Annotated in this window: 9 protein-coding genes; 8 read left to right on the top strand and 1 reads right to left on the bottom strand. The window is 58.9% G+C overall.

Going from position 1 to position 11755, the window contains the following annotated elements; all coding sequences use genetic code 11:
* Positions 1 to 242 precede the first annotated feature (242 nt).
* The 8 genes from thrS to B5D49_RS00250 all read left to right on the top strand — a co-directional run bounded on the left by thrS (position 243) and on the right by B5D49_RS00250 (position 10586).
* Positions 243 to 2201, top strand: a complete 1959-nt coding sequence (gene thrS, locus B5D49_RS00285; RefSeq protein ID WP_078715656.1) for a threonine--tRNA ligase — start codon at positions 243 to 245, stop codon at positions 2199 to 2201.
* Positions 2164 to 2712: a translation initiation factor IF-3 gene (gene infC / locus B5D49_RS00280; protein ID WP_078715655.1), complete on the top strand. Its 549-nt coding sequence runs from the start codon at positions 2164 to 2166 to the stop codon at positions 2710 to 2712. The genes thrS and infC overlap by 38 nt, the downstream gene beginning before the upstream one ends.
* A gap of 87 nt (positions 2713 to 2799) precedes the next feature.
* On the top strand, positions 2800 to 2997 hold the full coding sequence (gene rpmI, locus B5D49_RS00275) for a 50S ribosomal protein L35 (RefSeq protein WP_078715654.1): 198 nt from the start codon (positions 2800 to 2802) through the stop codon (positions 2995 to 2997).
* 94 nt (positions 2998 to 3091) lie between these two features.
* A complete protein-coding gene (rplT, locus tag B5D49_RS00270) occupies positions 3092 to 3445 on the top strand; it encodes a 50S ribosomal protein L20 (RefSeq protein WP_078715653.1) in 354 nt (117 codons plus the stop codon).
* A 1-nt stretch (position 3446) separates the two neighbouring features.
* Positions 3447 to 4499 carry a phenylalanine--tRNA ligase subunit alpha gene (pheS, locus tag B5D49_RS00265; protein WP_078715652.1) on the top strand — a complete coding sequence of 351 codons (1053 nt, stop codon included), beginning with the start codon at positions 3447 to 3449 and terminating at the stop codon, positions 4497 to 4499.
* 21 nt (positions 4500 to 4520) lie between these two features.
* A complete protein-coding gene (gene pheT / locus B5D49_RS00260) occupies positions 4521 to 6917 on the top strand; it encodes a phenylalanine--tRNA ligase subunit beta (protein ID WP_078715651.1) in 2397 nt (798 codons plus the stop codon).
* 115 nt (positions 6918 to 7032) lie between these two features.
* Complete coding sequence (locus B5D49_RS00255; RefSeq protein ID WP_078715650.1) at positions 7033 to 7452, top strand: MerR family transcriptional regulator; 420 nt, start codon at positions 7033 to 7035, stop codon at positions 7450 to 7452.
* A gap of 74 nt (positions 7453 to 7526) precedes the next feature.
* Positions 7527 to 10586 carry an AsmA family protein gene (locus tag B5D49_RS00250; protein WP_144019032.1) on the top strand — a complete coding sequence of 1020 codons (3060 nt, stop codon included), beginning with the start codon at positions 7527 to 7529 and terminating at the stop codon, positions 10584 to 10586.
* A gap of 261 nt (positions 10587 to 10847) precedes the next feature.
* Here B5D49_RS00250 and B5D49_RS00245 read toward each other — a convergent pair whose 3' ends face one another.
* Positions 10848 to 11747 (bottom strand): DMT family transporter, encoded by a 900-nt coding sequence (locus B5D49_RS00245; protein ID WP_078715648.1) that lies wholly within the window; start codon positions 11745 to 11747, stop codon positions 10848 to 10850.
* Positions 11748 to 11755: the final 8 nt, after the last annotated feature.

Genomic DNA, 11755 nt, shown 5'->3' with positions numbered 1-11755 from the left:
TGCTCGGTTTCACACGCCGCGTCACTTGGGTATTGTCGAGCCATTAAGGAGGTTTCATGATACGTGAGAAGCGTATTTCGTGCAATACAACCACCATAATAGGAGGAAAGCCCGAAGCCTGTGGAGCTTGACAGGTGGGGTTCTTGGGTTTAACTACCTTCGTCTTTAGAGGCGGCGGATACGCTTCGCACGGGCGGGACGTGAAGTCGCCCAGAAAGAATCCAATACCGGAGAAAAACACAGTGCAGATCGAAGTGAATGGCCAGACGGTGGAAGTCCAGGCCGGCGCCTCCTGCGGGGAAGCGCTTCAGCAGAGCCTGTCCAAGAAACAGTTCAAGAATACGGTTGTCTGCCGTTGCGGCGAGACCCTGCTTGATCTTACTTCCCCCTTGCCCGAGACCTGCACTACCATCGAGCCTGTCTTCGCGGAGAGCGAGGATGGGCTGGACGTCGTCCGACACTCCACGGCCCACCTCATGGCCGAAGCCGTGAAAAAGCTGTTTCCCGAAGCCAAGGTTACCATCGGTCCTGCGGTTGAAAACGGGTTTTATTACGACTTTGATTTCGAACGTGCCTTTACGCCCGAAGATCTGGAAAAGATCGAAGAGGAAATGAACCGCTCTGTGGGCGCGGACAAACCGTTCTCCCGCCGCGAGATGAGTGCGGCGGAGGCCAAGGCCTTTTTCGAGGCCCAAGGGGAGTCCTACAAAGGCGAGATCATCGATGATTTGGGAGCGGACGTCGTTTCAATATATGAACACGGCGATTTTACGGACCTGTGCCGTGGCCCGCATGTCCCCCGGACCGGTCTGCTCAAGGCCTTTAAACTGCTTTCCGTGGCCGGTGCCTACTGGCGCGGTGACGAGAACAACAAGCAACTGCAACGCATCTACGGAACGGCCTGGGCCACGCCCAAACAGCTCAAGCAGCATCTCCATCATCTGGAAGAGGCCAAAAAGCGCGACCATCGCAAATTGGGAACCCAGCTGGACCTGTTCTCCATCCACGAGGAAGTGGGCGGCGGAATGATTCTGTGGCACCCCAAAGGTGCCCTGGTGCGTGCTATCCTTGAGGACTTCGAGCGCAAGGAACATCTCAAGCGCGGTTATGATTTCGTGCAGGGACCGTTGATCCTCAAGCGGGAGCTGTGGGAAAAGTCCGGCCATTATGACCATTACCGTGAAAATATGTACTTCACGGAAATTGACGAGCAGTCCTACGGCATTAAGCCCATGAACTGCCTGTCGCATATGCTGATTTATAAATCCCGGATTCGGAGCTACCGCGACCTGCCCATCCGTTACTTTGAGCATGGTGTGGTGCATCGGCACGAGAAATCCGGTGTGCTGCACGGGCTGCTTCGCGTGCGCTCCTTTACCCAGGACGATTCGCACCTGCTGTGCCGTCCCGACCAGTTGCAGGATGAGATCATCGGGGTGGCCAAATTCGTCAAGGACGTGATGGGACTCTTCGATTTTGAATTCGAAGCCGAAGTTTCCACCCGCCCGGAAGGGTCCATCGGTTCGGACGAAGATTGGGAGCGGGCTACCGACGCCCTGCGCAGCGCCCTGGAAGCCATGGGCTGGGAATACGATATTAATGAAGGTGACGGCGCATTTTACGGGCCGAAAATCGACATCATCATCAAAGACGCTTTGGACCGCCGTTGGCAATGTGCCACGATTCAGTGTGATTTTACCTTGCCAGAGCGTTTCGACTTGGTATATGTGGGCGAGGACGGAGCACGTCATCGTCCCGTCATGTTGCACCGGGTGATTCTCGGATCCATTGAGCGCTTTTTGGGAGTGCTCATTGAGCACTACGCCGGGGCTTTCCCCGTGTGGCTTGCTCCGGTACAGGCCCGAGTGCTCACCGTGACGGACGCCCAAAACGAGTATGCGGAAGAGGTTCGCGCTGCCCTGGCCCAAAAGGGCATCCGGGTTGAAGCGGACACCCGTAACGAAAAACTCGGGTACAAGGTACGGGAAGCTCAACTTGAGAAGATCCCGTACATGCTGGTATGCGGTGACAAGGAAAAGGAAGCCGGGTGTGTCAACGTTCGCTGGCGCGACGGAGACGATCCCGGCCTGTTGACGCTTGAGGATGCTGCGGAATTGATTTTGGCCGCGGCCCGTGAGCCGTTTGAACGAGGAGGGATGAGCTATAGCTTTTCGACGTCAGGATCGCCGATTCCCGCGTAAGGATGATGGCGTCCGCCGCAACGAGCGGATCAGGATACCCAAGGTCCGCGTGGTTGACGAGGATGGGAACCAGCTGGGCATTCTGCCCACGCATGAGGCTTTGAGTTTGGCCCGCGAACGCGGTCTTGACCTGGTGGAGGTCGCCGCGAGCGCCGATCCGCCCGTTTGCAGGATCATGGATTACGGCCGGTTCAAGTATCAGCAGCAGAAGCGGCAGCAGGAAGCGAAAAAGAAGCAGACGGTCATTCAGATCAAGGAAGTCAAGTTCCGGCCCAAGACCGATGAACACGACTACCAGACCAAGCTTCGAAACATCGTGAAATTTCTCGAGAAGGGCGACCGCTGTAAGGTGACCGTGTTCTTCCGGGGACGCGAGATCGTGCATAAGGACCGTGGACTCATGGTCCTTGAGCGGGTCATCGAGGACACAAAGGAAATCTCCAAGGTGGAGCAGACGCCGTCCGCGGAAGGGCGGACCATGACCATGCTGCTCTCCCCCGTGAAAAAGTAGCCCTACTGCTTCGCGGAGTCCGAACGGGCCATGGAGACCCGTACCGATGCAACGATCCGGGCTATGCCCGGTATCTAGGAGGAAGCTATGCCTAAAATGAAGACAAACCGCAGCGCCGCAAAGCGTTTCGAAAAGACCGGGAGCGGCAAATTCCGCCGCCGCAGGAAGAACCTGCGTCACATCCTGACCAAGAAGAACGCCAAGCGGAAGCGTCGTCTCGGCAAGGCCACGTTGGTCGATCGGACCAACGAGTCCGCCGTGCGCCGACTGCTGCCCTACGTGTAGCCCCTGGGCGCACGGTTTCAACAACCTGTAACACCACCACCTGGCCACCCCCAACACTACGGGGACAGGCGGGTATGAAGCGATGGAGGCTTGAATGAGAGTGAAAAGAGGCGTGGCCGCGCGTCGCCGCCACAAGAAATATTTGAAGATGGCCAAGGGCTACCGGGGTGCCGGAAGCCGCCTGTACCGCACCGCCCGGGAGCGGGTTGAAAAAGCCCTTGCCCATGCCTACCGGGGCCGCAAAGAGCGTAAGCGCGAATTCCGCAAGCTGTGGATCGTGCGCATCAACGCCGCCGCCCGTCAGCACGGCCTTTCCTACAGCAAGTTCATCAACGGCCTGAAAAAAGCGAATATCGATCTGAACCGCAAGGTGCTGGCCGACATGGCCGTGCGCGACAAGGACGTGTTCGCCAAGATCGCCGAGCAGGCCAAAGCACAGCTGAAGTAAAATGCCCCAAGAACTACAGTCCTTTATTGAAGGACTTGAGAGCCTGGCCCGCGACTGTCAACCCAGAGCGGGTCAGGCTCGTTCTTTGAAGGAACTGGAGGAACTGCGCATTGAGTTCCTCGGACGCAAAGGCCGTCTGGCCGCCGGTATGACGAACCTGCGCGCCCTTTCCAACGAAGACAAGCCCGTAGCCGGAAAAAAGGCCAACGAAGTTAAAAGTCTTCTCACGCAGTTGCTGGACGCCCGCCAGGTCGAACTGGAACGCGCCCAGACCAGCGAGGGACTTTCCCGCTTCGACCCCACCCTGCCCGGACGCAAGCCCTGGGCCGGTTCTCTTCACCCTGTTACCCTGGTCATGGATGAAATCTGCGATGTTTTCACCGGACTGGGATTCGAAGTCGTTTCCGGTCCCGAAGTGGAAAACGACTGGCACAACTTCGAAGCGCTGAACATGCCGCCGGACCATCCCGCGCGCGACATGCAGGACACACTCTACATTTCCGAGCGTATTCTGCTTCGCACCCATACCTCCGGCCTGCAGGTGCGCACCATGGGCGACCGCAAGCCCCCCGTGGCAGCCGTGGCGCCCGGTCGGGTCTACCGTCGGGATTCGGATCTCACGCATACACCCATGTTCCACCAGATTGAAGGATTTCTCGCGGACAAGAACGTAAGCATGGCGGACCTGCGCGGCACCCTGGCCACGTTTGTGCGCCAGCTGTTTGGTTCGGATGTGAGTGTGCGCTTTCGTCCCAGTTTCTTCCCTTTTACCGAGCCGAGTGCCGAAGTGGATATCTCCTGCTTCAACTGCGGCGGCAAGGGAGAAAAGGACGGCGCCACCTGCCGTGTCTGCAAAGGTACGGGCTGGGTGGAAATCCTGGGCTGCGGTATGATCGATCCCAACGTATTCAAATCCGTGGGATATGATCCCGAGGAAATTCAGGGATTCGCCTTCGGCCTCGGCGTCGAACGCGTGGCCATGCTCAAGTACGGCATCGGCGACCTGCGGATGTTCTTTGAGAACGATATCCGCTTCCTGGAGCAGTTCTGCTAAATTCGCATTGTTGAGGCGCATATGCTTGTCAGTTTGAAATGGCTGCGTGAATTCACGCCCTATGAAGGCGGCGTCCAGGAGCTGGGCGACCGTCTGACCATGCTCGGTCTTGAGCTGGAGGAGATTTACGACCCGTTCGCGCCCCTGGCCGACATTGTTGTCGGGTATGTGGCCGAGTGCGGGAAGCATCCCGAAGCGGACAAGCTGTCCGTCTGCAAAGTGGATGTGGGCGAAGAGGTGCTGGACATCGTCTGCGGCGCGCCCAATGTGGCCCAGGGGCAAAAGGTTGCCGTCGCCAAGGTCGGCACCACACTGCCCGGCGGATTGAAGCTGAAAAAGGCCAAGCTTCGCGGGCAGCCTTCCCATGGTATGATCCTTTCCGAGCGGGAAATGGAGCTTTCCGACGACCACGAAGGCATTTTGGTTTTGCCCGACCATTGCCGCCCAGGGGATGCGTTTCTCGACGTGTTCGATCTGGACCGGGATGTGCTGGATATCGACATCACGCCCAACCGGTCGGATTGCCTGTCGCACCTGGGCATTGCCCGGGAAACCGCTCTGGCCTTCAACCTCCCCCTGACCCTGCCCGAACTTCGGCTGCAAGAAGGGGGGGAGCCGCACCGTCCGTATGCGGACATCATCATCGACGATCCCGAACTTTGCCCCATGTATTCGGCACGCTATCTGCGCGGCGCAAAGATCGGGCCTTCCCCGGCCTGGCTGCGCTACCGGCTACATGCCGTGGGAGTGCGTCCCATCAGTAACCTGGTGGATGTGACCAACTATATATTGATGGAGCTTGGTCAGCCCCTGCACGCTTTTGATTGGGATCTCATGCGTGGCGACCAGGTGCGCATTGCCCCGGCTCAGGACGGCATGACGCTGACGACCCTGGACGGACAGGAACGCACGCTGCTGGCGTCGGACCTGCTCATTTGGGACGGGGAGCGGCCCGTGGCCCTGGCCGGCGTCATGGGTGGCCTGGATACGGAAATCAGCGACCAATCCGGTAACGTGCTTCTGGAAGGCGCGGTGTTCCGTCCAGGAACCATTCGGAAAACAGCTCGCCGTCTGGCGCTGCATTCCGAGGCGTCCTACCGTTTTGAACGCGGAGTGGACCAGGTAAACACCCCGTATGCCACGGCCCGTGCCGCACAACTGATGGCCGAGCTTTCCGGGGCGCAGGTATTGCCGCATGTGTCCACGTCCGAACCGATCCCCTGGAAGCAGCGGCACCAGATTTTCCGTCGCTCCAGGCTCAATTCCCTGATCGGAATCGACTTTGAGCCTTCGTTTTGCGCTCAGGTTTTGGAAGGCATGGGCTGCGACGTAACCAAGACTGAGGATGACCGTTGGGATGTAACCAGCCCTTCACATCGCCCGGATTTGGAGCGCGAGGCGGATTTGTTTGAGGAAGTTGTCCGCGTGTACGGCATGGACCGGGTTCCGGAACGGCTTCCCCGCATCTCCAAGACGGCTGAATCCCGCATTACGCGGGAAACAGTCTATGGTGTGAATCGTTTGATCAAGAATTGGGCGCGTGGCGTGGGATTGCGCGAGGCCATCAACTACAGTTTTGTGGGGCAGGCCGATCTGGATGCGTTAGGGCTGCCCGTCGAGGGACGTGTGCAGGTGGCCAACCCGTTGTCCGAAGAGCAGAATGTGCTGCGTACGGCCCTGGCACCGGGGTTGCTCAACAGTCTGCGGAACAATCTGGCCCAAAAGAATACTCGTCTGCGGTTGTTTGAACTGGCCAAGATTTTTACCACGGATCCGGAGTCCGACACCGAGACCAGAGAGCAGGGGCGTCTCGGCATCCTGGTATACGGTTCCCGGTTTGCCGAGGACTGGCCGTGGAGCCAGGAAGATGCCGACTACCTGGATATCAAGGGAATTGTGGAACATCTTCTGGACCACTTCAAGTTGGGAGAAGCCTCCTTTGAGCTGGTTTCGGACCATTCCTTCCTGGAACCCTGTGTGGACGTTCGCTTGGGCGACGAGTCACTCGGCGTGATCGGCAAGGTGTTGCCCGAGGTGGCGGACCGCTGTCACGCCCTGAAGGACGTATGGCTCGCGGAACTGGATGCGGACCGTCTGGCGGTTCTGTTGGGCGGCAATCAGGTGCTCTTTGAAAACCTGCCGAATCTGCCGTCCGTGTGCCGCGACGTGACCTTGCAGGCACCGCATACCCTCAGTGTCGGGTCGATCCTCGATGCCGTGGAAGCGGACCGACCCAAGCTGCTGGAATCCGTTTCCCTGGTGGCGGTGTACGTTCCCGATGAGGCGAGCGATACCCGCAACCTCTCCTTCCGCATGGTCTACCGCCATGCCACAAAGACGTTGAAGGACAAGGAAGTGGAAAAAGTCCATACCCGTTTGGTCAAGCAGCTTACCGCAAAGCTGCCGGTCACGGTTTAAGCTTGTCCGTTTGCTTTTGAAGAGGTCCGCGTCATCCGGCGTGGGCCTCTTTTTTTGCGCCGGGAACCCAGGACCGGGCCTTTCCGATGGGGCGGTCCTCTGATATGCAACGTTTATGAACGATCCTGAAAAGACGCAACAGTATCGAATAGGTGAGGCCGCTCAGGAATTGGGCGTGAAAACCTCGGTGCTGCGCTTTTGGGAGGGGGAGTTCCAACAGTTGCGACCCGTGCGCACCCCATCCGGCCAGCGTCTGTATTCTCTGGAGCACATCGCGTTGCTGCGTCGCATCAAAAGCCTGCTGTATGACGAGGGCTTGACCATTGAAGGAGCGCGTAAACGGCTGGACGAGGGAGAAGGCGTCCAGGAACCGGAGGCTTCCGTACACGGTGGCGGACCGACCGTGGGGAATTGGACGGCTCGGGACGGGCTTTTGCAGGAAGTGGCCGATGAATTGCGAAGTCTGCTGCGCCTGCTGGATCGCTCTGACATGTCGTTGAACGCGGACCAGGACCAGTCCTCTTCCGAAAAATAATTTTTTCAGGATCGCACTGGGCGGCCGGTGTGATTCTAGCCCACAATACGCTTCGTTCCCATGGAGAGCGCGCCGTGAAACTGTTGTCGTTTTTTGTCAAATTTTTTCTGGTGTTGGTTGCGTTGGCGCTGACCGCACTGGTCGTGTTTGTGCTTCTGTTTGATCCCAACGATTATCGTGACCGCGTCTCGGCGCTGGTCCGGGAACATACCGGGCGGGAATTGATTCTGGCCGGTCCGTTGGAATTGTCCTGGTTCCCATGGCTGGCTGTGGAGGCTGGGAACGTGAGCCTGGGCAATGCGTCCGGATTCGGCAACCAGCCCATGGTGTCCGTGCGTTCGGTTTCTGCCGAGTTGCGCATTCTGCCTTTGCTCTTTGGGGAAATTGAAGTGGGCACCGTGAATTTGGCGGGGTTGGATCTGCGGTTGAATCGTGATGCAGAGGGCCGGAGCAACTGGGATGACCTCCTGGTTTCCCGCGGGGGGGACGCGGCATCGTCTTCAGCGGAGCCTGCGACCGAAGCCCGGCGGGTGCGGGCTACAGATCGGAAAAACACGGATACAGCTGGGAGTGAGCCGTTTCAGTTTTCCCTGGAGGGACTACAGGCTTCCGATGTGCATGTGGTTTGGGAAGATCGTGCCGCCGGCACGAAATATGTTTTTGAGGATGGACAGCTCGCTGTTGGAGCGGTCCGCCAGGGCGCTCCTTTGGATCTGGAGACGGAATTCGCCTTTGCTCTTGCGGAACCGGCAATGCGTGGCCGGTTCAAGCTGGCGGGGCGGCTTGCATTTGACTTGGCCGCCAACCAATTTGCCTCACCGCGCCTGACCCTGGCGCTTCGAGCGCAAGGTGCTTCGATTCCCGGTGGGGAGGCCCAGGTCAGTCTAGCGTTGGAACAATTGCGGCTCGACCTGGAACGGGAACGGGCCAGCGCTTCGGCATTTTTGCTGCAGGGGTACAAGGCCCGGGTAAGCGGATCGTTTTCTGCGCGGGATATTGTCAGCGGCCCCTCGGCAAGCGGAGTCGTCGAATTACAGCCCTGCGATGCAAAAGCCGTTTTACACGCCTTGGGAGTCCAGCCTCCGGTCACGTCCGCACCGGATGCGATGACGGATGTGAGTGCCACCGTGCGGTTCGATTACGCCCCACACCATCTGCGTGTCCCTTTTATACGTTTGGCGGTGGATGGGACAATCCTGGAAGGACGTGTGAGCGCGCAGCTCAACAAACCAGAGTATGCCCTTGCCCTCTCCTGTCCAGCACTGGATCTGACGCCGTATCTTCCGCCGCTGGAACCGGCGCAAGAAGGCCGGGAACCGTCTTTATCCACTGAGCCAGCCGGAACCGGAAAGGATTCGGTTACCGCCGAAGATGCCGCTTCCGAAGAGAGCGCGGAGCCGGAGTGGGTGCAACTGGCTCGAGGATTGTCTCTGGATCTCCATGTGGCCTTGGATGATCTGCGAGCCAGGAACATTCGATTACGCGGTCTGGATCTGACGGCCCGCGGACATCATGGCGTGGTGGCCGTGGAACCCTTGGATGTGCGCATAGAGCATGACAACGATCTCTTCACCCTGCAGCTGGGCAAAGGATTTGCGGATATGCACGCCATGCGGGCTCGTTGGGATTCCATTGCATTGCATACTCCGGGAGGAGGGATTTCCGGTTCCGTGCGGGCCACAAACCTGACCACGCAGCCGGAGATCAATGCGGATCTTGCCTTGGAGCATCTCAACCTGCGGACGTTGGCGGAACTGGCCGGCGATTTAATGCCGGTCTCCCTGCCGGAGACCAGCGACCAGGAGGTGTTGACGGATTGGCACGGCGCATTGACGCTTGGGTATTCGCCCGCAGGGATCCGCCTGGAGGATATGGACCTTCTGTTGGACGACACCACGGTATTGGGGCGGGCGGATGTTGACTGGGAGCAGGAACGGTATGATGCGCAGTTGCGGCTGGGCAAGCTGGATCTGGATCGCTATTTGCCCGCAAAGCAATCGAACCATGCCGGGGAAACAGCTCCGGAATCCGTAATGGACCGGAAACCTGACGATACCGGAACCGCGGTGACCAAGGCAGGGCAGACAGGCGACGTTGGCCGTGAGTCTTCAAATGCCAGGAAGGAATTGCTGGAGCGTTTGCGGCGGATGCGGGCGGATGTGCGGCTTGAGGCGGAGGCGCTGCAATACGACGGTTTGACTCTTTCTGATATCCATACAGGGCTGGGCGTGCAAGGGGGCGTTGTCCGGCTGGAGCCTTTTGCGTTGGACGTGGAGCAGGGGCATGTGGATATGATTTGGGAGATGGACGCGGCAGGTCAGGTTCAACATCAATGTATTCCCACGATCAAGGGCGTTCGATTGGGGCGGTTGCTTAAGCGGTACGCAGGTATTGATCAGGCGGGCGGAACGCTTTCCGTACGGACCATTGAACCGCTGACTTGGGAAGGCCTGGACGTGGAGCCGTTGAAACGGACGCTGTCCGGTTCGCTTGGGTTCGGGGTTCGCGATGGTGAATATCCCGGCCTGGACCTGTTCGCCATGCTGGCGGTGGTGGATTCCCTGACCAAGGCCGTGCTGGAAGGGGAGGAAGACGAGAGCACCAAATTCGGCGAGATTACCGGAACCCTGGTGGCCGATCAGGGGCGGATTCATTGTGATGATCTTTGCGTCAAGGCACCGGGACTTCGGGCCGGAGGAGAAGGGTTCGTCAACTTGCCGGACAACCGTATCGAATATTTGGTCCGGGCCATGGCAGTGCAGGATGCTTCGGGCCAGGGCGGTGCCGGGTGCGATGAATTTTACGGCGTCCCCATGCCGCTCCGCGTAAGCGGTACATTGGATAATCCCAGGTATTGGGTCAGTGCCGAAGAATATGCCGCCAGCATTGCCAGAGGCGCCGTTGGATTGGTGACCGGGGTCGTGGGAGGCATTTTGGACGGTGGCGGCCAGGTCGGGGACGTTATTGAAGGCGGCGCACAATCCGTGCAGGGCGCTGTGGAGAGTATTGTGGATGGTGTGGTGGACGGTGCGGACCAGGGAGCGACCGAGGGATCCGACGCGGTCGGCGGAGCCGTGGACCAGGGCCGCGAAGCTGTGGAGGACTTTATTGATGGGTTGGAGGGGCTATTTTAAAGGCTGATGCAGCGCGGCATTGTGCTGTAGCGGTCTGTGTGCGGGACCGACCCGGGAACAAAGTCTCTTCATTCCGCGGATCAGGTCTCCAACAGTCATTATATAAGGACCGAAACGCGTCAGCCGAGCCTTGAACGATCCAAAAATTCAGGATGCGAAAAAAAGTCGGGCCGGACAAAAAAGCTTTTACCCAGTCGAATGCAACGTGATTTCGTTCCAGGCTTTCCGCGACAACCGCGCAAGAAGCCATTGCGCTGACGTTTAGGCCGCCTTGACGCTGGGGCGGGTCGCCAGACGAATGCCGCCTAAGATCAGGATACCTGCGGCCCCGTGGAACCAGGCCACGGGTTCTCCCAGCAGCAACGCCGCTTCCAGCCCGCTGAACAGCGGAAGGGAGTAGTAGATCAGTCCGGCCTGACTCGGGCCGATGTCCTCCAAGGCGCACGACCAAAGCCAATAGGCGGCCAGGGACGCTCCAAGTCCAATATACAGGATGGAGCCGAATACTGTGGGTGAAAATTGCGGTACCGGGCCAAAGGCGACTTCCAAAGCCGTCCATGGCAGAAGCATGAGCAGCCCCAGACCGAAGCTGGCACCGAGTAATGCCGTGGGACCGATGTCCTTGGGTTTGCGTCGTACCAGAATGGAATAGGCCGCAAACAGGAGCGCCGCCAAAAGCATCCAAATATCGCCGGGATTGGGGCGTACCGCAAGGAGTGTTGCCGGATTCCCGCGTCCTACGAGCAGCAACACGCCGCAGAAGGCCGCGGTCAGGCCGGTCAATCGAGCCTTGGTGAGCGCTTCCCCCAGGAAAATGCGCGAAAGCAGGAGAATGAATGCGGGGATGCAGGTGGAAATCAGGGACATGTTCAGTGTGTCCGTTGTGCGTCCCGCCAGATAGATGAGCGTGTTGAAGAGCGTGACCCCGAGCAGGGCCGTGACCACGAGATAGCGGAAATTGCGACGAAGCGCGGGCCATTCCCGACGAAGGGACGGCAGAGCCAGCGGAGCCAAGGCGATGCAGGCCACGCTCCAGCGGAAAAAAGCCAGAGTCGCCGGAGGGATGACTTCAGCCAGACCCCGGGCCACCACGAAATTTCCAGACCAGATAATAGTGGCTGCCAGAGCTGCGAGAACTCCGCGGGTTTTGGACGATATCATATTTACGA

Source organism: Paucidesulfovibrio gracilis DSM 16080 (assembly GCF_900167125.1).
Taxonomy (GTDB): Bacteria; Desulfobacterota; Desulfovibrionia; order Desulfovibrionales; family Desulfovibrionaceae; genus Paucidesulfovibrio; species Paucidesulfovibrio gracilis.
This window is presented reverse-complemented; position numbering and strand designations above follow the sequence as displayed.

What these genes read in the sequence shown, in the direction of transcription:
- pheS (WP_078715652.1), top strand. Translation starts at nt 3,447, where the DNA reads ATGCCCCAAGAACTACAGTCCTTTATTGAAGGACTTGAGAGCCTGGCC.
- rpmI (WP_078715654.1), top strand. Translation starts at nt 2,800, where the DNA reads ATGCCTAAAATGAAGACAAACCGCAGCGCCGCAAAGCGTTTCGAAAAG.
- B5D49_RS00245 (WP_078715648.1), bottom strand. Translation starts at nt 11,747, where the DNA reads ATGATATCGTCCAAAACCCGCGGAGTTCTCGCAGCTCTGGCAGCCACT.
- pheT (WP_078715651.1), top strand. Translation starts at nt 4,521, where the DNA reads ATGCTTGTCAGTTTGAAATGGCTGCGTGAATTCACGCCCTATGAAGGC.
- B5D49_RS00255 (WP_078715650.1), top strand. Translation starts at nt 7,033, where the DNA reads ATGAACGATCCTGAAAAGACGCAACAGTATCGAATAGGTGAGGCCGCT.
- rplT (WP_078715653.1), top strand. Translation starts at nt 3,092, where the DNA reads ATGAGAGTGAAAAGAGGCGTGGCCGCGCGTCGCCGCCACAAGAAATAT.